21 protein-coding genes are annotated in these 23,971 nt (G+C 59.3%); 13 read left to right on the plus strand and 8 right to left on the minus strand.

Going from position 1 to position 23,971, the window contains the following annotated elements; all coding sequences use genetic code 11:
* Positions 1 to 2 precede the first annotated feature (2 nt).
* The 3 genes from ACYZT1_RS05985 to ACYZT1_RS05995 all read left to right on the plus strand — a co-directional run bounded on the left by ACYZT1_RS05985 (position 3) and on the right by ACYZT1_RS05995 (position 2,669).
* Positions 3 to 1,280: a flavohemoglobin expression-modulating QEGLA motif protein gene (locus ACYZT1_RS05985; RefSeq protein ID WP_462018108.1), complete on the plus strand. Its 1,278-nt coding sequence runs from the start codon at positions 3 to 5 to the stop codon at positions 1,278 to 1,280.
* A 148-nt stretch (positions 1,281 to 1,428) separates the two neighbouring features.
* Positions 1,429 to 2,343 carry an alpha/beta hydrolase gene (locus ACYZT1_RS05990; RefSeq protein WP_462018109.1) on the plus strand — a complete coding sequence of 305 codons (915 nt, stop codon included), beginning with the start codon at positions 1,429 to 1,431 and terminating at the stop codon, positions 2,341 to 2,343.
* A complete protein-coding gene (locus ACYZT1_RS05995) occupies positions 2,340 to 2,669 on the plus strand; it encodes a hypothetical protein (RefSeq protein WP_462018110.1) in 330 nt (109 codons plus the stop codon). Before ACYZT1_RS05990 ends, ACYZT1_RS05995 begins: the two co-directional genes overlap by 4 nt.
* 93 nt (positions 2,670 to 2,762) lie before the next feature.
* On the opposite strand, the gene ACYZT1_RS06000 is transcribed toward ACYZT1_RS05995, so the two are convergent.
* From ACYZT1_RS06000 to ACYZT1_RS06015, 4 genes are all read right to left on the minus strand, one after another.
* Positions 2,763 to 4,178, minus strand: coding sequence for an Ig-like domain-containing protein (locus ACYZT1_RS06000; RefSeq protein ID WP_462018111.1), 1,416 nt, complete (start codon positions 4,176 to 4,178; stop codon positions 2,763 to 2,765).
* A 212-nt stretch (positions 4,179 to 4,390) separates the two neighbouring features.
* Entirely contained in the window at positions 4,391 to 5,179 is a 789-nt protein-coding gene (locus ACYZT1_RS06005; RefSeq protein ID WP_462018112.1) for an OmpA family protein, read from the minus strand.
* A 48-nt stretch (positions 5,180 to 5,227) separates the two neighbouring features.
* Positions 5,228 to 5,641 carry a DUF4398 domain-containing protein gene (locus ACYZT1_RS06010; protein ID WP_462018113.1) on the minus strand — a complete coding sequence of 138 codons (414 nt, stop codon included), beginning with the start codon at positions 5,639 to 5,641 and terminating at the stop codon, positions 5,228 to 5,230.
* Positions 5,642 to 6,028: 387 nt separating this feature from the next.
* Entirely contained in the window at positions 6,029 to 6,373 is a 345-nt protein-coding gene (locus ACYZT1_RS06015) for a pilin assembly protein (protein ID WP_462018114.1), read from the minus strand.
* A gap of 202 nt (positions 6,374 to 6,575) precedes the next feature.
* Here ACYZT1_RS06015 and ppc point away from each other — a divergent pair, with 202 nt between their 5' ends.
* The 7 genes from ppc to ACYZT1_RS06050 all read left to right on the plus strand — a co-directional run bounded on the left by ppc (position 6,576) and on the right by ACYZT1_RS06050 (position 13,803).
* The gene (gene ppc, locus ACYZT1_RS06020; RefSeq protein ID WP_462018115.1) at positions 6,576 to 9,206 is read left to right on the plus strand and encodes a phosphoenolpyruvate carboxylase; all 2,631 of its coding nucleotides are present in this window, start codon (positions 6,576 to 6,578) and stop codon (positions 9,204 to 9,206) included.
* Between the two features lie 289 nt (positions 9,207 to 9,495).
* Positions 9,496 to 10,146 carry an adenylate kinase gene (adk, locus tag ACYZT1_RS06025; RefSeq protein WP_462018116.1) on the plus strand — a complete coding sequence of 217 codons (651 nt, stop codon included), beginning with the start codon at positions 9,496 to 9,498 and terminating at the stop codon, positions 10,144 to 10,146.
* An 86-nt stretch (positions 10,147 to 10,232) separates the two neighbouring features.
* Entirely contained in the window at positions 10,233 to 10,907 is a 675-nt protein-coding gene (gene tsaB / locus ACYZT1_RS06030; RefSeq protein ID WP_462018117.1) for a tRNA (adenosine(37)-N6)-threonylcarbamoyltransferase complex dimerization subunit type 1 TsaB, read from the plus strand.
* 178 nt (positions 10,908 to 11,085) lie between these two features.
* Positions 11,086 to 11,391: a hypothetical protein gene (locus tag ACYZT1_RS06035; protein WP_462018118.1), complete on the plus strand. Its 306-nt coding sequence runs from the start codon at positions 11,086 to 11,088 to the stop codon at positions 11,389 to 11,391.
* 2 nt (positions 11,392 to 11,393) lie between these two features.
* Positions 11,394 to 12,251 (plus strand): DUF72 domain-containing protein, encoded by an 858-nt coding sequence (locus ACYZT1_RS06040; protein WP_462018119.1) that lies wholly within the window; start codon positions 11,394 to 11,396, stop codon positions 12,249 to 12,251.
* A 32-nt stretch (positions 12,252 to 12,283) separates the two neighbouring features.
* Positions 12,284 to 13,105, plus strand: coding sequence for an isocitrate lyase/PEP mutase family protein (locus tag ACYZT1_RS06045; RefSeq protein WP_462018120.1), 822 nt, complete (start codon positions 12,284 to 12,286; stop codon positions 13,103 to 13,105).
* Positions 13,106 to 13,107: 2 nt separating this feature from the next.
* Positions 13,108 to 13,803, plus strand: a complete 696-nt coding sequence (locus ACYZT1_RS06050; RefSeq protein ID WP_462018121.1) for an extensin-like domain-containing protein — start codon at positions 13,108 to 13,110, stop codon at positions 13,801 to 13,803.
* Positions 13,804 to 13,806: 3 nt separating this feature from the next.
* On the opposite strand, the gene ACYZT1_RS06055 is transcribed toward ACYZT1_RS06050, so the two are convergent.
* On the minus strand, positions 13,807 to 14,427 hold the full coding sequence (locus tag ACYZT1_RS06055) for an energy transducer TonB (protein WP_462018122.1): 621 nt from the start codon (positions 14,425 to 14,427) through the stop codon (positions 13,807 to 13,809).
* 93 nt (positions 14,428 to 14,520) lie between these two features.
* On the opposite strand from ACYZT1_RS06055, the gene ACYZT1_RS06060 reads away from it, so the two are divergent.
* Complete coding sequence (locus ACYZT1_RS06060) at positions 14,521 to 15,303, plus strand: class I SAM-dependent methyltransferase (RefSeq protein WP_462018123.1); 783 nt, start codon at positions 14,521 to 14,523, stop codon at positions 15,301 to 15,303.
* A 115-nt stretch (positions 15,304 to 15,418) separates the two neighbouring features.
* Here ACYZT1_RS06060 and ACYZT1_RS06065 read toward each other — a convergent pair whose 3' ends face one another.
* Positions 15,419 to 16,063, minus strand: a complete 645-nt coding sequence (locus ACYZT1_RS06065; RefSeq protein WP_462018124.1) for a TetR/AcrR family transcriptional regulator — start codon at positions 16,061 to 16,063, stop codon at positions 15,419 to 15,421.
* Between the two features lie 94 nt (positions 16,064 to 16,157).
* On the opposite strand from ACYZT1_RS06065, the gene ACYZT1_RS06070 reads away from it, so the two are divergent.
* On the plus strand, positions 16,158 to 17,258 hold the full coding sequence (locus tag ACYZT1_RS06070) for an efflux RND transporter periplasmic adaptor subunit (protein WP_462018125.1): 1,101 nt from the start codon (positions 16,158 to 16,160) through the stop codon (positions 17,256 to 17,258).
* 6 nt (positions 17,259 to 17,264) lie between these two features.
* The gene (locus ACYZT1_RS06075) at positions 17,265 to 20,333 is read left to right on the plus strand and encodes an efflux RND transporter permease subunit (RefSeq protein ID WP_462018126.1); all 3,069 of its coding nucleotides are present in this window, start codon (positions 17,265 to 17,267) and stop codon (positions 20,331 to 20,333) included.
* A 350-nt stretch (positions 20,334 to 20,683) separates the two neighbouring features.
* On the opposite strand, the gene ACYZT1_RS06080 is transcribed toward ACYZT1_RS06075, so the two are convergent.
* A complete protein-coding gene (locus ACYZT1_RS06080; protein WP_462018127.1) occupies positions 20,684 to 21,373 on the minus strand; it encodes a DUF4197 domain-containing protein in 690 nt (229 codons plus the stop codon).
* Positions 21,374 to 21,435: 62 nt separating this feature from the next.
* Positions 21,436 to 23,937, minus strand: a complete 2,502-nt coding sequence (plsB, locus tag ACYZT1_RS06085; RefSeq protein WP_462018128.1) for a glycerol-3-phosphate 1-O-acyltransferase PlsB — start codon at positions 23,935 to 23,937, stop codon at positions 21,436 to 21,438.
* Positions 23,938 to 23,971: the final 34 nt, after the last annotated feature.

The following is a 23,971-nucleotide window of genomic DNA, read 5'->3' on the forward strand; positions in this document are numbered from 1 at the left end:
GGGTGGACGATTACCAGCAGACGATACGCATTTTGTCCGATCGCATTGTGCTGGCACAGACGCCGATACGCGTCCTCGACGCGGTCAAATGGGATGACAGCATCCGCAAGGGTTTCCTCAAGGCCAAGGGCAAGGAAATGCCGGCCGTCGACCGCGATTACTACCTCAATCGTCCGCTGGCGTTCGACTCCAGCAAGGTCAAACTGGAATTCCAGAACATCGAGCGCGACATCACCCGTCAGCTCGGCCAGTTCAACCCGGTCGGCCAGATCATGCGGCGCATGTGCAAGGAATACCGGATGGTGGTGCGCATGCTCGAAGCGCGCGGCACCGAAGATTTCGGTTTGATTTCCCAAGAGCTTTATGGCGCTGCTTCCGACGCGTTTCATGCCGGTGATCCGACGCTGTCCGACCTTGGGCTGATGCTCTCCGATTACCTCAACAACATCGACGGTCGCGGAGATCTGAAGGACGAACCGAAAATTCTCACCGCCAAGGAGGCCGTCAATCTGTTGCAGACGCGTTTGAGCCGGGTGTTCGGCGAGGCCGAAGAAACCATTCGCGTATTCGAGTCGGACGGCATCGTCGCCGACGCGGCGGCGGGGGCTGATTACATCAAGATTCGCACCGACGCGATGTTCAACGAGCGTGACGTGCGCGCCCTCGAAGTCCACGAAGGGCTGGTGCACGTTGGCACCACGCTGAACGGTTTGAACCAGCCGATCTGCACTTTCCTGTCCAAAGGTCCGCCATCGTCGACGGTGACGCAGGAAGGCCTGGCGATCCTGATGGAAATCATCACGTTCGCCTCTTATCCGAGTCGTCTGCGCAAGCTGACTAACCGCACCCGCGCCATTCACATGGTCGAGGAGGGCGCGGATTTTCTGCAGATCTTCGAGTTTTTCCGCGAGCAGGGTTTTGAAATGGCGGAAAGCTACGGCAACGCCAGTCGGGTTTTCCGCGGCTCGGTGCCGACAGGTCTGCCATTTACCAAAGATTTGTCCTACCTCAAGGGCTTCATCATGGTTTACAACTACATTCAGCTGGCCGTGCGTAAGGGCAAGCTTGAGCAGGTGCCGCTGCTGTTCTGCGGCAAGACCACGCTGGAAGACATGCGCACCTTGCGCCAGTTGGTCGATGAAGGCCTGGTGGTGGCGCCCAAGTATTTGCCGGAACAGTTCCGCGACATGAATGCGCTGTCGGCCTGGATGTGCTTCTCCAACTTCCTCAACCACCTGAGCCTGGACCGGATCGAAGCGGATTACTCCAATATTTTGTAAACACCCAAACCTTCTGTGGGAGCTAGCCTGCTGGCGATAGCGATTGAACATTCAACAATAATGTTGCCTGACACTCCGCCATCGCCAGCAGGCTGGCTCCCACAAGTTAGTCTGCGCGCCCACCCCATCTCCAGCGAGGTTTCAACGGATGAGAATCCTCGGCATTTTCTGCCTGTTCCTGACCTTGAACGGTTGCAGCTCCTTGCTGTTCTACCCCGAACCCGGCCAACTGTTCACCCCGGCGAAAGCCAAACTCGAATACCGCGAAGTCACCCTCATCACCGCCGACGGCCTCAAGCTGAATGGCTGGTGGCTGCCAGCCAGACAAGGCGTCGAAGTCAAAGGCACGGTCCTGCACCTGCATGGCAACGGCGGTAATCTGCCCATGCACCTGGGCGGCAGTTGGTGGTTACCGGAGGAGGGCTATCAGGTCTTGCTGATTGACTATCGCGGTTACGGTTTGTCCGAGGGCGAACCGAGCTTGCCGGCGATTTATCAGGACATCGACGCGGCGTTCAAATGGCTCGATCAGGCCCCGCAAGTCCAAGGCAAACCGCTGATCCTGCTAGGCCAGAGCCTCGGCGGCTCGATGGCCGTGCATTATCTGGTGCAGCACCCGCAACGACAGACACAGCTCAAGGCCTTCGTGCTCGATGGCGTCCCCGCCAGTTACCGCAGCATTGGTCGTTTCGCCCTGAGCAATTCCTGGCTGACCTGGCCGCTGCAAGTGCCACTGTCCTGGCTGGTGCCGGACGGTGACAGCGCAATCCATTCCATGGCGCAACTCAACGGCGTGCCCAAACTGATCTACCACAGCATTGACGACCCGATCGTGCCCCTTTCCAACGGCATCCGTCTGTATCAAGCTGCGCCGCCCCCGCGGGTGTTGCAACTGACCCGCGGCGGCCATGTGCAAACCTTCGCCGACCCGGTGTGGCGCAAAGTCATGCTGCGCTACCTCGACGACCCGCAGCATTTCGACGGTTTGCGCCGATTGGGTGAAATCCCCAATTACCCGGCACCGCCGAATTCTGAAAATGAACCACCAGAGAATCCGCAATGAGTGACGAACGCAACGCCATCCCGCTGATCATCACCGGCATCTGCAGCATCCTCGGCACTGTGGGTGCCCTGTGGTTCTACGGCTACCTGCACTTCGCCAAGCCCGAAGACGCGCTGCTGCTCAGCGACTTCACCCTGCTCAAGACTGTGCCGGGCGAAGACTACAAAGTTTCGCTGGAGCCAGCGGCACAAGTGGCGCAATGCATCGATGGCGTGCTGGTGATGTTCGACACTGAACAGAAAGGGCTGACGGGCGTGCTGGTTAACAACAAGAAACGGGCTGTGCGCTGTATGGGGCAGGAGACGCCGCAGAAGCTAGAACCATAGTTAACGCCAAACTGAACGCTCTCATATTCGACAATAGCAACGTTGAGAGAGCGCCAGTTTTTTCCATAGTGAACCTTCAGCCGGTTGCGATAATCAAGGTGCAACGCTAAATTCGCGAGAGGCCTCCGTCAGGTTGCCCGCGATGAATTGTATCACTCTTGCTTTATAGTGGCCTGCTAGCGCCGGGGGTAAAGTTACCCGCCAGTTTCCATTGCTATCTGCAACTTGCAAAATGTCCGGGTAAAATGCACCTCCGTCTGTCCGTTCATAGAGTACAAATATCTCCGCGCCAGGATGGCTCGTACCTGACAATACAATAGGGTTCGGACTGGCTGGCGCGCCTGCCACGGGTTGTTTTATATCGGGTGGCGATAAGTTTTGTTTGCAACTCGGTTGTACTTCTCCATTTAGGGCTAGGGTGAAGGAAATGGCCTCAGGGGTTGCGGTACACACATGGATAGAAATTTTCGCTGCCGCATCCGTGAGAGTTTTGCCTGGGAGTAACGTCGGATCAGCCGTTGAAGCCGTTTCAGGCGTGGCATCGAGTTGAGTGGTTAAAAGCGCGCCCGATTTGTTTGAATATCTGATCCATAAACCGTTTGCCCTGTTGTCGCTTTGCTGGAAGGCATCGTACGGACCAGGTTTACGATATTCCAACACCAGCTCGGCAGGCGAAAGTCCCGGACGATTCAAGCGGTAACCCTGTGACCCATTTTTGCCCAATACCCCCAACCCATATAAACCGGTACTCTGAATAAGCTTCGACTGTGTATCATCCAGCCAACCCGAAAAATAGCGGGCTTTGGCGTCCGGGAGAAACGATCCCCCTCCAACCGGGTTGCCCGTGTCACCGTAAGCGATGGTTCTGCACCCAGTAGGGGCCGTTACGGTATTGCCGGACTGCGGGCAGTTAATGAAAGTGTTTCCGTGAGTACTGCCCAGGTTATGTGCAAATTCGTGCCAATAGATATAGGTGCCGAGGGCTTGACCATAGACCGCCATGTTTCTCCCCCCCACGCTCGCCGACGCGTACCCTCCGCAATCCAGTATGTTGAACTGGTAATCATAGCTCCGCGGGTCGATTCCATTTGCTATCACCCCTTTGTCTCCTTCCTGGACAGCCAAAGAAAAAGGGTAGGTGGTTCTATTACAATATTCGGGACGAGACAATTTCGAGACGTAGGATATTACCCTGCCGGTAAGGTTGAGTTTGCCACCCGAAGCTGCATGGATGTAGGAGCGCAATGAACTGTGGTCGGAAGAAAAGATTTGGCGTTGCAATAATGCAGGATCAAGTTTTTTCTCACCCGGCCACTCAACAGCGACCACGATAATCTTTTTTTCTCCTACAACAGGAAGCCGATTTAGCTGGGTTGGGAAAGTATCATTTGTGATCTGGTCGCGATCACTATGCGCATGTTCCCAGTCTGCCGGCAGGGGAGGCGGTGGGGTTACGCAGCCTGCCAACAACATCAAGGGCACGACCATGGAAATAAAATGTTTATGCATTTCGTTAGTTCCTTAAGCATTTGGTTGGTTTGCACAACCAGCCTATTTGCAAAGAAACAGCGTAACTACTGGCACATCTGACAGGTTTCAGCGAGCAGTGTTGATAACCTGCCTCAGGTTCGTAGTTTCTTTTAGAGTTGAATGTTGACCCCCGAATGCAAAAAGCCCCGCCTGATCGAATCAGGCGGGGCTTTTGCGTTACTGCGTAAAACTTAGTTCGAGCTAACAGCCGAACGCGGCATCACTGGCTGGTTGTCGTTGGAAATGGTCACTTCCACACGACGGTTCATTGCACGACCGGAAACGCTGCTGTTTTCAGCAACCGGGTATTCCTTGCCATAACCCTGGGCAACGATGCGCGCTGGATCGACGCCCATTTTTACCAGAGCCATGCGCACGGAATTGGCGCGACGCTCAGACAGCGACTGGTTGTACGCAGCCGCGCCGGTGCTGTCGGTGTAGCCTTCGACGATCACTTTACGGTCCGGGTTTTCCTGAAGGAACTGGGCCAGTTTGTTGATGTTGACCAGACCGCTGGATTTCAGATCAGCCTTGTTGGTGGCGAACAGCACGTCACCGAAGGTCACCACGGTACCGCGGTCGGACTGTTTGGCGTTCAGGCTGTCCTGCAACTGTTTGATCTGTTGATCGCGAGCGTCCAGACGCGCTTGAGCACGTTGCGCTGCAGCATTCTTCAGATTGGCTTCGGCAGTACGCAGGGCGATGGTTTGTTTCGCCACTTCAACGCGCTGATTGGTCAGGTAAGCCAGTTGATCGACCTTGGACTCGTCTTGCTTGTCCAGGTAAGCCTTTTCAGCCTTGTCCAGGTAGTCGCTGGCTTCTTTGGTTTCCAGCGCGGCAACTTTGCTCGCCTGCGGGTTGGCTTGCAGGCCGCTGTAGTTGGTGCGCGCCTGTTCCAGGTTCTGGTTAGGCGGCGTCGAGCAGGCAGCCAATGCAACGCTTGCGGCCAGCAGGGCAGGGATCATCAATTGTTTACGCATAATGGTTTCGTCCTTTTAAGTCGAGTAAGAAGTACGTCGTAGCGGCGCTTATTGCACGGTGCGCTGGCTTTCCTGACGCAGTTCCTGAACGCCTTTTTGAGAGTCCTTCACAGCCTGTTCAGCCTTCATCGCCTGGGCTTTGCGCTCGGCAACGCGAGCGTCCCACTCGGCCTGTTCGGCGAGGATGCGGGCTTCGTCATACTTCTTGTCGTGCATGGCGATTTCGGCTTGTTTGAGTTTGTCCTGGGCGGATTTCATTTCCACCGCTGCAAACTCGGTACCGCCAGCGCTGACGGCGCTGTTGACTGCCGATTGAGTGACAGCGTATTGCTCGGACGGCGGGTTGCCGGCGCAACCGGCCAGTAGGAAGGTGCTGCCGAGTGCCAGGGTTGCCAGCTTCAAGCCGCGCAGTGAGGTAAACGAGGATATGGCAGTTCGGGTCTTCATGGTTTTCAACTCCATTGGAAATACTCCTGAAAAACGAAAAATCCATCCTGGGTGTGGAGCCGCAACCGTCATGTTCCGGGGTATTTTTGAAACGGTCGTCCCAGGCGTGGTTACTGGCTGTGACCCGAGGCGTTTTTCAAAAGTTCAGCGAGTATGGCCAATCGCCCGAAAAAACTTTGATCGAACAGACAGGCCTCTAAGTCGGGAACTTTGGGCATAAAAAGGGGTATGCGAGGGCGAATTCGCGGGGTGTGGAAAGCAGTGTTGGGGCAGGCCGAAGTCCCTGTAGGAGCGAGCCTGCTCGCGATGGACGTTAACGATGACGCATTTCTGCTGAGCAAATGCGTTGTAGCAAAAAACCATCGCGAGCAAGCTCGCTCCCACCGATTTGGAGTGACGCAGTCAGTGTTTCTGATCGCCATTCTCCGACGCCAGATCATGCAAATGCCGACGGGACAACGCGAGAAAACGCGGCGTCGGACCGACATCTTCGTACAGCGGATCACCTTCCTCATCCGTGGCCACAACCGTCGACCCTTTCACATACGGAAAGCTTTTTTCCAGCTCTTCCAGCGCCGCGCCGATCAATTCGCCCAGCAGTTCTTCGGGATGCCGCTTGGGGTACATCTCGGTAATCGCCGCCAGCCGGGCTGCCGCTTCCATGTCCAGGTGAATGGTGTACCCGGTATCGGTCAGGCGACCCTTGGCGTTTTCTTCCCAATGCTGGGCAAGCTCGCGGATTTTCATAATGACCTCATGGCGCTCCTGCTCGTGGCAGGCCGTGTGAATGTCCGGTATCTGGCCGGCTAAAGCCTTCGTGTGGCTTACCCATCAGACTAGCTTCAACGCCAAGGGTTTAAAGTCCCTTCGTCGTTTGCTTGTAAGAATCGGTGCGCAGCGGCACTCTCTGTGGTCTTGGCTGACCGGATTTTTCGCTGGAGAACTGCTGATGACCGATATTGATGCACGCTTGCGCGAGGATGTTCACCTGCTGGGTGAGCTGTTGGGCAATACCATTCGTGAACAGTATGGGGATGGTTTTCTCGACAAGATCGAGCAGATCCGCAAGGGCGCCAAGGCGGACCGTCGCGGTTCGATGGACGCTGAACTGAGCGCCAGCCTCAATCAATTGAGCGAAGAGGAACTGCTGCCGGTCGCGCGGGCGTTCAACCAGTTCCTCAACCTGGCGAATATCGCCGAACAATATCAACTGATTCACCGCCGCGAAGCGTCACAACCTGCGCCGTTCGAAACCCGCGTGTTACCAGAGCTGCTTGCACGTCTGCTGGCAGAAGGGCATAAGCCCGAGTCGCTGGCCCGGCAATTGGGCCGACTGGAAATCGACCTGGTGCTGACAGCGCATCCCACTGAAGTGGCCCGTCGCACGCTGATCCAGAAATACGATGCCATTGCCGCGCAACTGGCCGCGCAGGATCATCGCGACCTCACCAGCGCCGAGCGCGAGCAGATCCAGACAAAGTTGCAGCGTCTGATCGCCGAGGCCTGGCACACCGAGGAAATACGCCGCACCCGGCCGACCCCGGTCGATGAAGCCAAATGGGGCTTTGCGGTGATCGAGCATTCGCTGTGGCAGGCGATCCCCAATTATCTGCGCAAGGCCGACAAGGCTCTGCACGACGCTACCGGTCTGCACCTGCCATTGGAGGCGGCGCCGATTCGTTTCGCCTCGTGGATGGGTGGCGACCGCGACGGCAACCCGAACGTGACCGCAACGGTCACTCGTGAAGTGTTGCTGCTGGCGCGCTGGATGGCCGCTGATTTGTTCGTGCGCGATATCGATCACCTGGCCGCCGAGTTGTCGATGCAGCAGGCCAGTGACGCGTTGAAAGCCAAATCCGGGGAAAACGCCGAACCCTATCGCACAGTGCTCAAACAGCTGCGTGAACGCCTGCGCGCCACCCGTAACTGGGCGCACGCCTCGCTGAGCAAACCTGTGCCGATGAGCGCCGATGTGCTGCAGGACAATCGCGACCTGCTTGATCCGCTCGAGCTGTGTTACCAGTCGCTGCACGAATGCGGCATGGGCGTGATCGCGGACGGGCCGCTGCTCGATTGCTTGCGTCGGGCGGTAACATTTGGCCTGTTCCTGGTGCGCCTCGATGTGCGCCAGGACTCGACACGGCATTGCGCCGCCATGACGGAAATCACCGATTACCTGGGCCTCGGTCGTTACCAGGACTGGAGCGAAGAACAGCGCATCGACTTCCTCTCGCGGGAACTGAACAACCGCCGGCCATTGCTTCCGGCGTATTTCAAACCGTCGGCAGATACCGAGGAAGTGCTCGCCACCTGCCGGGAAATCGCAGCGGCGCCGGGCGCATCGCTGGGTTCTTACGTGATTTCCATGGCGGGCGCCGCTTCCGACGTGCTGGCCGTGCAATTGCTGCTCAAAGAGTCCGGTGTGTTGCGCCCGATGCGCGTGGTGCCGTTGTTCGAGACCCTCGCCGACCTCGATAACGCGGGTCCGGTGATCGAGAAGCTGTTGCTGCTGCCGGGTTATCGCGCGCGGTTGCAGGGGCCGCAGGAAGTGATGATCGGCTACTCCGATTCGGCGAAGGACGCCGGCACCACCGCAGCCGCCTGGGCGCAATACCGGGCGCAGGAACGTCTGGTCGATATCTGCCGCGAGCAGCAGGTCGAACTGTTGTTGTTCCATGGTCGCGGCGGCACCGTCGGCCGTGGCGGCGGTCCGGCACACGCGGCGATTCTGTCGCAGCCGCCGGGTTCGGTGGCGGGGCGTTTCCGTACCACCGAGCAAGGGGAAATGATTCGTTTCAAATTTGGCCTGCCGGACATCGCCGAACAGAACCTCAATCTGTACCTGGCTGCCGTCCTCGAAGCGACGCTCTTGCCACCGCCGCCGCCCGAGCCGCAATGGCGCCATCTGATGGACGAATTGGCCGCAGACGGTGTCAGCGCTTACCGCGCCGTGGTGCGGGAACATCCGCAATTCGTCGAGTATTTCCGCCAGTCCACGCCGGAGCAGGAATTGGGGCGCTTGCCGCTCGGCAGTCGCCCGGCCAAGCGCCGCGCGGGTGGCATCGAGAGCTTGCGGGCGATCCCGTGGATTTTCGGCTGGACCCAGACGCGCCTGATGCTGCCGGCCTGGCTCGGCTGGGAAGCGGCGCTGAGCAAGGCGCTGGAACGGGGCGAGGGCGAACTGCTGGGGCAGATGCGCGAGCAATGGCCGTTTTTCCGCACTCGCATCGACATGCTGGAAATGGTCCTGGCCAAGGCCGACGCCGATATCGCGCGATCCTACGATGAGCGTCTGGTCGAGCCGCAACTGCTGCCATTAGGTGCGCATTTACGCGACCTATTGTCGCAGGCGTGCGCCGTGGTGCTTGGCCTGACCGGTCAGTCGCAACTGCTGGCGCACAGCCCCGACACCCTGGAATTCATTCGGTTGCGCAACACCTACCTCGACCCGCTTCATCTATTGCAGGCCGAGTTGCTCGCCCGCTCGCGGCAGCAGGAAGTGGCGCAGGGCAGCCCCGTGGAGCAGGCGTTGCTGGTGTCTGTGGCGGGGATCGCGGCCGGATTGCGAAATACCGGCTAAGGTTTCGCAACAGTCGCGCGGCACTCGGTACTGCATTCGAGTGCCGTTTTTTTCAGGCGGGAAAAATGCTGTCAGGCGACAGTTAATGATGGGGTTGCGACTGGGTGCACCCCCGCGCAAGGTCGCGCAAGTCGCGGGTTTCTCCGACTTTCGGCGGCTTGTGTGGGCAGGGCCTGCTGTGTATCTTGATCAGCCTTTGGCCGTTTGGGCGGCCACGACCCAGTTTTTTGAGATTGGCCCCACGAGGCGAATCCGTTGTTATCTATATAAAAATTTGAGGAGCACATCGATGCGCGTCATTCTGCTGGGAGCTCCCGGGGCCGGAAAAGGTACTCAGGCAAAGTTCATCACCGAAAAGTTCGGCATCCCGCAAATCTCCACCGGCGACATGCTGCGTGCTGCTGTCAAGGCTGGCACCGAGCTGGGCATCAAGGCCAAGAGCATCATGGATGCCGGTGGTCTGGTCTCCGACGATCTGATCATCGCGCTGGTCAAGGACCGTATCGCTCAGTCCGACTGCGCCAACGGTTTCCTGTTCGACGGTTTCCCGCGCACCATTCCCCAGGCCGAAGCGCTGGTTGAAGCCGGTGTGAATCTGGACCACGTGGTCGAAATTGCCGTCGATGACGAAGAAATCGTTCAGCGTATCGCCGGTCGTCGTGTGCACGAAGCCAGCGGTCGCGTTTACCACACCGTCTACAATCCGCCGAAACTGGCGGGCAAGGACGACATCACCGGTGATGCACTGGTGCAGCGCAAGGACGACACTGAAGAAACCGTGCGTCATCGCCTGTCGGTCTATCACTCGCAGACCAAGCCGCTGGTTGAGTTCTATCAGAACCTGTCCGCCAAGACTGATGGCAAGCCGAAATACAGCCACATTGCGGGCGTCGGTTCGGTTGAAGCGATCACCGGCAAGGTGCTTGAAGCACTGAGCTGAACACCGCTTGATCTTCTACGGCCCGCTTGCGGGCCGTAGTTGTTTATACTGGCGCACTTTTTCTGACCTTTCTTCTGGACACATCGATGAGCACCTTGCTGGCCCTGGACACCGCGACTGAAGCTTGCTCCGTTGCCTTGCTGCATGACGGCAAGGTTACGAGCCATTACGAGGTGATCCCGCGCCTGCACGCGCAGAAGTTGTTGCCGATGATCCAGCAACTGCTTGCCGATGCTGGCACCACGCTGCAAGCGGTTGATGCGATCGCATTCGGTCGTGGCCCCGGCGCGTTTACCGGGGTGCGGATTGCCATTGGCGTAGTGCAAGGGCTGGCGTTCGCACTGGATCGCCCGGTGCTGCCGGTGTCCAACCTCGCCGTGCTGGCGCAGCGGGCTTATCGCGAGCACGGCGTCAGCCAGGTCGCAGCAGCGATTGATGCGCGCATGGATGAAGTCTATTGGGGCTGCTACCGCGAAACGGCGGGGGAGATGCGTCTGGTCGGCAACGAAGCGGTGTTGTCGCCGGAAGCGGCAAGACTGCCCGTTGATGCCAGCGGTGAATGGTTCGGCGCGGGCACCGGTTGGGGTTATGCCGAACGCATCGCCGTCAATCCGACTGGGCAGGATGCAGCGATGTTGCCGCATGCCGAAGACCTGCTGACCCTGGCGCGTTTCGCCTGGGCACGGGGCGAGGCGATTGTTGCCGATGACGCACAGCCGGTGTATCTGCGCGATAAAGTGGCAACCCCGAAAGCGCGGTGATCCTGTGCCGAGGGGACAAGTCCCCTTGCACAAAAATAGTGTCAGTTGCAGCCAATCGTCAGTTTCTACCTGCGCTTTTAAACCTTTTCGTATTTCTGTGTTCTAGTTATCACTCGGCTGTTTGCGAAGTGTGCCAGGTGCCACTAAACTGCCATCATTGATACCGAGCCTTGACGTTATGCGTATAGACGGCCTTTCCTCTCAGTCGTATCCGATCAAACGCAAGCCCCGCACCGGGCGTGTGGTCGAGGACGATACCGTTGATATTGACGGTGAACTGGAATTCCCCTCCGAAGAACAGATGGCTGCTCGTGCCGCCAAAGCTTCCGCGCAACGCTTGAGCAATCTTCCGGCCCGTCAGCAAGACATGCTTTACCACCGCGCCATGAGCAAAAGCGTCGCGATGGCCCTGGCCAGCTACCTCAGCACCGCCGGTTTTGTCGATTGGGATGCGGACGTGCTGGGTCTCGACCTGTACATCTGACCGTGTTGCCTTACTACCTCGGCTGCCCGTCGTGGAGTGAGAATGCCTGGCGCAATTACCTTTACCCGCAAGACGCCAAACCCGGCGAATTCCTCAGTTATTACACGCAGATATTCAATGCCGTAGAAGGCAACACGACCTTCTACGCGAGCCCGGCTGTCAATACGGTGCAGCGCTGGGCCGAAACCATGCCTGCACACTTCCGCTTCACGGCCAAATTTCCCCGCGACATCAGCCACGGCGGTGACCTGCGTGAACAGCTCGCCGCCGCCGAAACATTTCTGAGATTGCTCAGCCCGTTGGACGAGCGCGTGTCGCCGCTGTGGCTGCAGTTGTCGAAAAGCTTCACGCCGCAACGTTTGCCCGAACTCGACGGCTTCATCGATGCCATCGACCGGCCCCTCGCGATCGAAGTGCGCCACGAAGCATTTTTCGCCAAGGGTGACGCCGAGCGCACGCTCAACCGACTGTTGCTCGAAAAAGGCGTCGAACGCATCTGCCTTGATCCGCGCGCGCTGTTCAATTGCACATCGAGCGATCCCGCCGTGCTGCACGCGCAGTCACAGAAACCGCGAGTGCCGCCGCGTCCGGCAGCGTTTACGCAATTCCCACAAGTGCGCTTCATTGGCCATCCGCATCTGCAAGCCAATGATCCATTCCTTGAGCCTTGGGTTGAGAAAATCGCCGAATGGATCGAAGAAGGGCGCACGCCGTACATCTTCCTGCACACCTCCGATAATCTGTTTGCGGCAAAACTGGCACAACGTTTCCACGCACGACTGATGCTACGTTTGCCTGGCCTGCCGCCGCTGGCTGAGCTATACAGAGAGCCCGCCGCCGAACAACTTGGCTTGCTCTGAGGCGGCCCCGTCCCTTCTTCAGGAGCCCGCCAATGGATGCGCAAACCCTTCGAGCCCAGGCGTTCAAAACACTGCACGAGCGCGGCAGCGCGTTTGTCATCCCCAACCCGTGGGACGCCGGCTCGGCGAAAATGCTCGCCAGTCTCGGCTTCGAGGCGCTGGCGACCACAAGTGCCGGTTATGCGTTTTCGCAAGGCCGGCCGGATGGCGGGCTGACGCTGAAAGACACCCTGGCGAATGTGCGCGCCATCGTCGCCGCCACCGATCTGCCGGTCGCTGTCGATCTGGAGAACGGTTTCGCGGATGACCCGGCGCAATGCGCACAAAGCATCTTGCGCGCCGCTGCTGCGGGGGCCGTCGGCGGTTCGATCGAAGACGCCACGGGCCGCGAAGAGGCACCGATCTACTGTTTCGAGCACGCCGTTGCGCGCATCGAAGCCGCCGTTGCCGCCGCCCGCAGTCTGTCATTCCCCTTCATGCTGACCGCGCGTGCGGAAAACTTCCTGCATGGCAATCCTGATCTGGACGACACCATTGGACGCCTGCAGGCATTTGCCGAAGCCGGCGCTGACGTGTTGTACGCGCCGGGGCTACGTAGCGCTGAAGATGTTTTGGCGGTGGTTCGTGCCGTGGCGCCGAAACCGGTGAATGTACTGATGTCCGGCGGGCTCAAGCTGACGGTGCAGCAATTGAGTGAAATGGGCGTCAAGCGAGTCAGCGTCGGGTCTGCGTTTGCGCTGGCCGCGTACGGCGAGTTCTACCGCGCCGCGCAAGAGGTCAAAACGTCCGGCACCTTCAGCTTTACCTCGCACTCGATGCCGTACGGGCAAGCCAATCAGTTGTTCAAGGGCTGACGATGCGGTCTCGTTGGGGCCTGTGGCTGATGCTGTTGATCCTTGGCGGCGCAACCTTGAGCGTCTGGCGGGGCTGGGTAACGCTGCCGTCGCAGTGGAATCTGTGGGCACCGCTGGACGTCAGGGCTGCCCCCAACTTTCTGACGCGCTACAAACTGATGCGCTTGCGCGATGATCCGCAACTGTGCGATCAGGTTCTGGGCACTTCCGGGCTGCGTGTGGCCCGTCAGGCCGACAGCCCTGAAGCGAAATGCCCGTTGACCAACGCCTTGCGCGTGCAGGGTGGCGAGGTGGCGCTGAGCAGCAGCTTCCTCGCCAGTTGCCGCCTGGCCGTGTCGTTTGCGCTGTTCGAACGCCATGCCCTGCAACCGGCCGCCCAGGCGGTTTACGGCCAGTCGGTGAGCCGCGTCGATCATCTGGGCAGCTTCGCCTGCCGCAACGTTTACGGTCGCGAGAATGGCCGGCGCAGTCAGCATGCCAGCGCCGATGCAGTGGACATCGCCGGTTTTCGTCTGGCGGACGGGCGCGCCATCAACGTACTCAAGGACTGGCCGAAGGATAATCAGGACGCGAGGTTTCTACGCCAGGTCCGCGACAGTGCGTGTGACATGTTCAGCGTGGTGCTGAGCCCGGATTACAACGCCGCCCACCGCAATCACTTTCATCTCGATGTCGGGCCGTGGTGGGTCTGTCGCTGAGGGTCAGGCGGCAATGCGCAGGTTGTGCAGCACAATCGGGCGCGCCCAGCCGATGTCGAAATCGAAGTGCTTCTGCTGTTCCACCAACTCTTCGGACGAGAACGGCGGGAAAGGTTTGTCGAGCAGGTCCAGTTCGAATTCTGCAATCGGCAGCTGCAACAGGCGCGGTTGCGGTGCAGCCCCAGGAGTTGGCAATGGCTGGCCATGCGTCAGAACGATCGGGCGAACCCAACTGCTTTCGAAGTCCTGCTGCTTCTGTTGAGCGGCAATTTCTTCTGCCGGGTACGGTGGGAAAGGCTTGGCGGCCAGGTCCATTTCGAACTCGGCGATTGGCAGGAACAGGGGCTCAGGCGGTTTGACCGGGGTTTCTTTCACATCACACAGGCGCTGCGAAACGATGTGCGCGAGCAACTCGCTGCCGACGGTGGGTTCCTGCGGACTGTCGACATCAACCGGTGGGAAATTCAGCGATTCAGGCAGCACATCACCCGACTGCTCGGCCAGCGCCCGGGCAAAGAAATCCTGCCACAGGTGACTGACACCGCTCAGTGCTTGGGTATTTCTCAGGCTGTAATCGCCGTACGGCGAGATGAAGCCTGTGAATGTTGGTTGAATGTCTGACATTTTTCTCGGTCGACGCTCAGCTCTGGCAAAATGCTCGTTAGTTTTGTTATCGGCCGTTTTTGCCGATCATTAATTTTTTGAGCGTGTTTTCCCATGATTGAGCAACCGGCGGCTTGCCGCATCCATGTCGAAGCGCTGGGCGCGGCGTTTCAGGCCCGGGCCGAGCAGTGGGCCGAGCGCCTGAATCTGCCGCTGCAGGTTATCGACGGTGAATTTGCCTTGCAGGTCGGGGAGCAGGGTCTGCAACTGCAACAACTGGGACCTGAGGCGCCGGGGCCGGTGCGGGTGGACTTCGTCGAGGGGGGCGCGGCGCATCGGCGCTTGTTCGGTGGCGGCACGGGGCAGATGATCGCCAAAGCCGTCGGCATCGCGCAGGGCGTGCGTCCGCGTGTGCTGGATGCGACGGCAGGGCTGGGCAAGGATGCGTTCGTCCTGGCCAGCCTCGGTTGCGAAATGAGCCTCATCGAACGCCAGCCGCTGATTGGTGCATTGCTGGAGGACGGCCTGGCGCGCGCCGCTGAGGATTTCGACGTGGCCTCGATCGTGGCGAGGATGCGTTTGCTAAAGGGCAATTCGATCGAGGTGATGCGCAATTGGGAAGGGAAGCCGCCGCAAGTGATCTATCTGGACCCGATGTTTCCGCACCGTGAGAAAACCGCGCTGGTGAAGAAGGAAATGCGCCTGTTTCGGCCGCTGGTGGGCGATGACCCGGATGCCCCGGCCTTGCTCGAAGCCGCGTTGGCGTTGGCCAGCCACCGGGTGGTGGTCAAGCGACCGCGCAAGGCGCCGTGCATTGCCGGGCCCAAACCGAGCCACGCGCTGGATGGCAAATCCAGTCGGTATGACATTTATCCGAAGAAAGCGTTGAAGCCCTGAGGCCGAGGCGTGCCCATCGCGAGCAGGCTCGCTCCCACACTGGATTGTGTCGAGTGAAGATCAAATGTGGGAGCGAGCCTGCTCGCGATGGGCCAGACCAGACGACCGAAAGTTTTCAGGCTGACGCTGGTCGATACGCCCGCATAAACAACTCGACCACTTCCTGCACATGGCTCTCCGCCGCGTCGCCGGTCAACGGTTCGCCACAGCCATACAACAGTCGAAAATTCGCCGCACCCTTGAGCAGGCAGAAAAAATGTTCGGCGGCGTTGCGTGGCTTGTCGATGCTCAGCGCGCCAATCTGATCCACCTTGCTCAACAGCCGCTCCATGCCCTGCAGCATGCGCTGGGGGCCCGCCTCGAAAAAGATCTGTGACAGTTTCGGATCCTGACTGCCCAGGGTCATCATCAACCGGTGCAGGTTCACCGATTCGTCGCTGTTGATCAGTTGATGGAAACCGCGCGCAATGTTGATCAACACCGCTTCCACGGCAATGCCGTCAGGCAATTCGAAAAACAGTTTAGGCAATTGTTCTTCGCACTTGGCGACGACGGCGGCGGAAAACAAGGTTTCCTTGTCGTTGAAATGGCTATAGACGGTCAGCTTCGACACCCCGGCCTCGGCGGCTACGGCATCCATGCTGGTGCTCGCATAACCTTTGGTCAGAAACAGAATTTTCGCCGCGTCGAGGATCGCCTGGCGCTTGGCCAGATCCTTGGGGCGGCCCGGACCATTCGAGGCTGAGAGATTGTTCGACATTCTTCGCTTTTAATACTGGACTGGTGAGTTTGCTATTAATAACATACCGGCAAGTATAATTATTCCAAGCACCATTAGCGAAAGGTCCGTCACCATGTTCCGCTATGCCTCGCCCCTCGCGTTGCCAGTCGGTCTGGCTTTTTTATTGTCTGCGTGCGGGCACGAGGAGGCGCCTCAGGTCAGCGTCCGACCGGCGATGGTCGTGCAACCGGAGCCTTCGGCTCAGGCGGTGGACAGTTTCCCCGGTGAAGTACGAGCGCGATTCGAGCCGGAACTGGCTTTTCGCATCGGTGGCAAAGTCAGTCGACGGCTGGTCGAAGAGGGGCAACGGGTGAAGGCGGATCAGCCGCTGGCCGAACTCGATCCGCAGGATGTGCGCCTGCAACTGGAAGCCACCCGTGCACAGGTCGCTGCCGCCGAAGCCAATCTGAGCCTGGTGCGTGCGGAGCGTGACCGTTACAAAACGCTGATGGATCGTCAGATGGTCAGCCGGTCGCTGTACGACAATTCCGAAAACCTTTACCGCTCCGGTGAAGCGCGCCTCAAGCAAATCAAAGCCGAATTCAGCGTCTCGACCAACCAGGCCAGTTACGCTGTGCTGCGTGCACCTCAGGATGGCGTGGTGGCCAAACGTGCAGTTGAAGTTGGACAAGTGGTGGCTGCCGGGCAAACCGTGTTTACCCTTGCCGCCGATGGCGAGCGCGAAGTGCTGATCAGTTTGCCGGAGCAGAGTTTCGGTCGCTTCAAAGTCGGTCAGGCAGTGTCCGTGGAATTGTGGACGCAACCTGACCAACGCTTCGCCGGGCGCATCCGCGAGTTGTCGCCCGCGGCCGACCCGAAGTCGCGCACATTCGCCGCGCGCATTGCCTTCACGGCCGGCAAGGTCCCGGCCGAACTCGGCCAGAGCGCACGGGTTTTCATCCAGACCGCTGATGTGATCGCGCTGTCGGTCCCGCTGTCGGCCGTCACCGCCGAAAACGGTGCCACCTACGTCTGGGTGCTCGGCGCCAACAACACCCTGAAGAAAGTCCCGGTGCGGGTCGGTGCATTCGGCGAAAAAACCGTGCCGGTGCTCGAAGGCTTGAACGCCAGCGACTGGGTGGTAGCCGCCGGGGTTCATGTGCTTCTCGATGGACAACAAGTGCGACCGGTGGATCGCTCCAACCGCGTGGTCAATCTGGCGGACAAGGAGTAATTCCCGATGGGTTTCAATCTTTCCGAATGGGCGTTGCGCAATCGCCAGATCGTACTGTTCCTGATGATCTTGCTCGCGGTTGTCGGCGCGCTTTCCTACACCAAGTTGGGACAAAGTGAAGACCCGCCCTTTACCTTCAAAGCCATGGTCGTGCGCACGATCTGGCCCGGGGCGACGGCGGAGGAAGTCGCGCGGCAGGTCACTGAACGCATCGAAAAAAAGCTGATGGAGACCGGTGAGTACGAACGCATTGTGTCGTTCTCGCGCCCTGGCGAATCCCAGGTGACGTTCATTGCCCGCGATTCCATGCATTCAGTGGACATCCCGCAGCTGTGGTATCAAGTCCGCAAGAAGGTCAGCGATATCCGCCACACCCTGCCGCCCGGGGTTCAGGGGCCGTTTTTCAACGATGAATTCGGCACCACGTTCGGCAATATCTACGCCTTGACCGGCGATGGTTTTGACTACGCCGTGCTCAAGGACTATGCCGACCGGGTGCAGATCCAGCTGCAACGGGTCAAGGATATCGGCAAGGTCGAATTGCTCGGGCTGCAGGACGAGAAGATCTGGATCGAATTGTCCAACGTCAAACTCGCCACCCTGGGCTTGCCGCTGGCGGCGGTGCAGCAGGCGCTGCAGGAACAGAATGCGGTGTCAACGGCAGGGTTCTTCGAAACCACCAGCGAACGATTGCAGCTACGGGTATCCGGGAATTTTCAGACAGTTGAAGAGATAAAGAACTTTCCGATCCGTGTCGGTGATCGCACGTTCCGTATCTCCGATGTCGCCGATGTGCGTCGTGGCTTCAACGATCCTCCCGCGCCACGCATGCGCTTCATGGCCGAAGATGCGATCGGTCTGGCCGTGGCCATGAAGGACGGTGGCGACATTCTGGTGCTGGGCAAGGCGCTGGAGGTCGAGTTTGCGCGAATCCAGAAAAACCTTCCGGCGGGCATGCAACTGCGCAAGGTCTCCGACCAACCGGCGGCGGTGAAAACCGGTGTCGGAGAATTCGTCCAGGTGTTGGTTGAAGCCTTGGCGATTGTGTTGCTGGTGAGCTTCTTCTCACTCGGCGTGCGCACCGGCATGGTGGTGGCGCTGGCGATTCCGCTGGTGTTGGCGATGACCTTTGCCTGCATGTATTACCTCGGCATCGGCCTGCACAAGATTTCCCTCGGCGCGCTGGTGCTGGCGTTGGGCCTGTTGGTGGACGACGCAATCATCGCCGTGGAAATGATGGCGATCAAAATGGAGCAGGGCTTCGATCGGGTGAAGGCCGCGAGTTACGCCTGGACCAGTACCGCGTTTCCCATGCTCACCGGTACGCTGATCACCGCCGCCGGTTTTCTCCCGATCGCCACCGCGCAATCGGGCACCGGCGAATACACCCGTTCGATCTTTCAGGTGGTGACCATCGCGCTGCTGGCCTCGTGGGTGGCGGCGGTGGTTTTTGTGCCGTACCTGGGGGAAAAACTCTTGCCGGATCTGGCGAAAATTCACGCAGCCAAACACGGTACTGCCGACGGCCAGTTTGACCCTTACGGCACGCCGTTCTATCAGCGTGTCAGGCGATTGGTGGAGTGGTGCGTGCGCCGCCGCAAGACGGTGATTGTGCTGACGGCTGCGTTGTTCGTTGCCTCTGTCGTGTTGTTTCGATTTGTCCCGCAGCAGTTCTTCCCCGCGTCCGGTCGCCTGGAGTTGATGGTCGATCTGAAGCTGGCCGAGGGTGCTTCCCTGAGCAATACAGCGGATGAGGTCAAACGCCTGGAAACGTTGCTCAAGGGGCACGCGGGCATCGACAACTATGTGGCCTACGTCGGCACGGGCTCACCGCGTTTCTACCTGCCGCTCGATCAGCAACTGCCTGCGGCAAGCTTCGCGCAGTTTGTCGTCCTCGCCAAAACCATTGAGGAGCGCGAAACGCTGCGCCTGTGGCTGATCGAAACGCTCAATGAACAATTCCCGACCTTGCGCTCGCGGGTCACGCGCCTGGAGAACGGCCCGCCCGTGGGCTATCCGGTGCAGTTTCGGGTGACCGGTGAGCACATCGAGGAAGTCCGTGCCCTGGCGCGCAACGTCGCAGCCAAGGTTCGCGAGAATCCGCACGTGGTCAATGTCCACCTCGATTGGGAAGAACCGAGCAAGGTCGTGTATCTGAACGTTGACCAGGACCGCGCGCGGGCGCTCGGAGTGAGCACGGCGAACCTGTCCAGGTTTCTGCAGAGTTCGCTGACGGGCTCCAGCGTCAGCCAGTACCGCGAAGACAATGAGTTGATCGAGATTCTGCTGCGCGGCACTTCGCGTGAGCGTACTGAATTGTCGTTGCTGCCCAGCCTTGCGGTGCCGACCGAAAATGGTCGCAGCGTGGCGTTGTCGCAGATCGCCACGCTCGAATACGGTTTTGAAGAGGGCATCATCTGGCATCGCAATCGGTTGCCCAACGTGACGGTTCGCGCCGATATTTATGGCAAACAACAACCGGCGACCCTGGTGCAGCAGATCATGCCGACGCTCGATTCGATTCGCGCACAACTGCCCGATGGCTATTTGCTGGACGTGGGCGGGACGGTGGAGGATTCGGCTCGCGGGCAGAATTCGGTAAAGGCCGGGGTGCCGCTCTTTATCGTGGTGGTGCTGACGTTGCTGATGCTGCAACTGCGAAGTTTCTCACGCACGGTGATGGTGTTTCTGACGGCGCCGTTGGGGTTGATCGGGGTGACGCTGTTTCTGATGGTGTTTCGTCAGCCATTCGGGTTTGTGGCGATGCTGGGCACGATTGCGCTGTCGGGGATGATCATGCGCAATTCGGTGATTCTGGTGGATCAGATCGAGCAGGACATCGCGGCGGGTTTGAAGCCTTGGCAGGCGATTATCGAGGCGACCGTGCGACGCTTCCGGCCCATTGTGTTGACGGCACTGGCGGCGGTGCTGGCGATGATTCCGTTGTCGCGCAGTGTGTTTTTCGGGCCGATGGCGGTGGCGATCATGGGCGGGTTGATTGTTGCTACGGCGTTGACGTTGTTGTTTTTGCCGGCGCTCTATGCGGCCTGGTTTCGGGTTCGGCGGGAGCCGTAGTGTTGAAAGAAGATGGCTTTGTACGGGACATACGTTTCGCCGCCGTGAGTGCGTCCGGTCCTGGCTCCTACAAAACTCTCGGAGCGGTCTGATATTGAGTGAGACCCCTGAGGATGCTGTACTCAGAGCTCATTTTCAGAAGAATTCTTATGAGCCAGCCTCCATTACTAACAGGCAGATATGACCCTGTGTTTGACGTGTTGGTGAGGTCGCCGCACAAGGAGCGTCTTTCTGCGAGCGCAGAGCCCGGATTCGTAGGAGCACAGGTTGCTCGCGAAAGCCTCAAGCGGTTCATCATTCAGACCGTGTGATGGCTGTCGCGAGCAAGCTTTGCTCCTGCGGGAGGCATGTCAAAGCGTACCGAACACTTTCTTCGCCAGACTGGTCGCGGCAGCGGCCGGGTTCTGGCGGATGGTTTCTTCCTGTTTGCCGATCATTTCAAACAGACCATTTAACGCTTGCTCCGTCACATAACCTTCAATATTGGCGCTCTTCGCATCGATAACGCCAAAGGTCGCCGCCTGTCCGGCAAACGAGTTGTACTGCTTGGCCAGACCCACTTGATCAGTGGCTTTTTTGACGATCGGCAGAAATTTCAGGCGGATCTGTTCACGGCTGGTCTGGCTCAGGTATTGAGTAGCCGAATCGTTGCCGCCGCTGAGGATGCCTTTGGCGTCTTCCACGGTCATTTTTTTCACGGCTTCGACGAGGATAGGCTGGGCCTGGACCACGGCCGCCTCGGCAGCCTTGTTCATGCTGGTTTCCAGTTGATCGACTTGTGCGCCCATGCCGAACGCTTTCATCTTGCTGGCGACTTTGCCCAATTTGCCCGGCAGTTCGATTTTCACCTCGGGATTGTTGCTGAAGCCGCCCGGCGTGCCGAGTTGTTTCACCGCCAGTTGCGCGCCTTGGGTCAGTGCATCCTTGAGACCGCCGGTGGCGTCCTTTTGCGACAGGTCACTGAGCGACACGGCAAGCGCGCTAGCGGAAATCATCAGGCCTGCGCACAGGCCGGCAAAGCGTAGGGTAGGGCGGAGCATGCAGGCTTCCTCTCAATATAAACGGGTGTACGGTGCGCGGTGGCAGCACTACGAGTTCTGCATCAGACCACGGGCTGGACGGTAACCAACTCGGCCGCGTCTTCGCTGCGATGCAGCGCCACCTGTCGGATCGACAAACGAATCTCCGCCGGCAGCACCCGTTTGGCCGCGCCTTCGGCGAGTTCGCCAAGCATTGGGTGATAACTCAGCTTGCCCGCTTCATCGCGCCGCAGCACCTCGAGGTCGAGCAGCGTCTGAATGAAGTGGCGGAACAGGCTCTTGTCGAAAAATTCCGGGGCGTTCAGACCGTGCAGGATCGACAGGCGCTGGGCCATGACCGTACACAGGTCTTCAAGCTCTTCTGCGCTGATGCTGTGTTGCCCGCTGTTGAGCAGCAGCGAAACGGTCATGTAGAAGCGCTGCAGGGTTTGCGCGATGCTTTTCGACAGCAGCGTCAGCAGCACGAAATGCCGCGAGCTTGGCGCCGGACGCAAATAGACATCGTTTTCGAAACGCAGCAGGCCTTGCTCGACGAACGCTTCGAGCCACTGATCGACCACCCCGTCCAGTTCGTCCAGCGACCAGCGAATGAACAGCTCCGATTGCAGGTACGGATACAGCGCCCGGGTGTACCGCAGGATCTGTTCGCGGCTCATGCGCGACGTGCTCTGGAAGAAGCTCGCCAGCAGCGCGGGCAACGCAAAAATGTGCAGCACGTTGTTGCGGTAATACGTCATCAGGACCGCGTTTTGCTCATCCAGATACAGAATTTTGCCCAAGGCGTCGTTCTGCTCGGACAACAGATCCATGTCCTTGACGTGCTCGATCAACGCGCGACCGTCGCCTTCCGGCAACGTGGTGTGCGGTGAATACGGGACTTTGCGCAGCAGGGCCAGGTAGAGGTCGAGCACCCGCGCCATGGCGCGATCATCGAGGGCCAGACGCGTGGTGGACAACAGCGCCAACGCGACCAGATTCACCGGGTTGATCGCCGCCGCTTCGTTCAGATGCTGCGCGACTTTCTCGCCCAAACGGTTAGTGGTCTCGTTGAGCCAGGCCGGTTTGAACTGCGGGCCGAGTGCCTGCTCGCGCCAGTCAGGCTGTTCGCTGTCGAGAAATTCCGCCAGTTTGATCGGCTCGCCGAAGTTGACCGCGACCTGACCGAAACGCTGCTTGAGCGCTCCGATGACTTTGAAGATGTCGAAGATCGATTCTTTCTTTTTGCTCGCGCCACGCAGCTCGCCCAGATAGGTCCGGCCTTCGAGTACGCGTTCGTAACCAATGTAGACCGGGATGAACACAATCGGCATCCGCGACGAGCGCAGGAAGCTGCGCAGGGTGATCGCCAGCATGCCGGTTTTCGGTTGCAGCATGCGCCCGGTGCGCGAGCGGCCACCCTCGACGAAGTACTCGACCGGGAAACCTTTGGTGAACAGGGTGTGCAGGTATTCGTTGAAGACCGAGGTGTACAGCGGATTGCCCTTGAAGGTGCGGCGCATGAAAAACGCACCGCCGCGTCGCAGCAGGCTGCCGATCACCGGCATGTTGAGGTTGATCCCGGCGGCGATGTGCGGTGGCGTCAGGCCATTGCGGAACAGCAGATAGGACAGCAGCAGGTAGTCGATGTGGCTGCGGTGACACGGCACATAGATGACTTCGTGACCCTGGGCGACCTTCTGCACGCCTTCGATGTGGTTGACCTTGATCCCGTCGTAAATCTTGTTCCAGAACCAGCTCAACACCACTTCGAGAAAGCGGATGGCGGTGTAGGTGTAATCCGAAGCGATCTCGTTGCCATAGCGCAGCGCCTGGGCCTTGGCTTTCTCGGGGGTAATGTTCTCCCGCTCGGCTTCATCGAGGATCGCTTGCTTGACCAGCGGTTGATTGAGCAAACCTTTGACCAGGTTGCGGCGGTGGGAAATGTCGGGGCCGATCACCGCGGCTTTGAGGTTGCGCAAGTGCACCCGCAGGATGCGCTGAGCCATGCGCACGGTGCGCTCGTGGCCCTTGTTGTGATCGATCAGCTCGCGCAGATGAATCGGCGCGGAGAACTGCACGCGGGTCTTGCGCCCCAGCACGATGATGCTGAGCAATCGGCGCAACCGCCCGGTGACCGCCCAGCTGTCGGCGAAGAGCAGCTTCCACGGGCTCGATTCACTGTCCGGCGACTGACCCCAGAACACGCTCACCGGAATGATCTGCGCGTCTTCGGCGGCGTTTTGGCTCAGGGCGCTGACCAGGCGGGTCAGGGTCGGTGGCGCGCCACGTTTGTCCTGACGACCGAGCCAGTCGGGTTCCGGCGTCAGGTAAAAAAAGGCAGCAGGTTCAATCAGCGTCCCTACCGACACCGGCAACACCGGGCGGGGCAGGCCGGCCTTGGTGCATTCGGTATCGACCACGGCGAGGTCGGTCAGCGAAGGGTTTTGCAGGACATAGAACACCGGACGGCTGCGGTCGAGGTTGAGGGTGAACGACGACTGGTTGATCGTCTCCGAGCGAACCCAGAGGTACAACAGCCGGCGCAGGGTGCCAAACACAAGACGGCGGAACGGGGAACGGGTCATACGGCATCTGCATGAGTGAATAAACCGAGCGATT

This window comes from Pseudomonas sp. PB3P13, assembly GCF_054897735.1.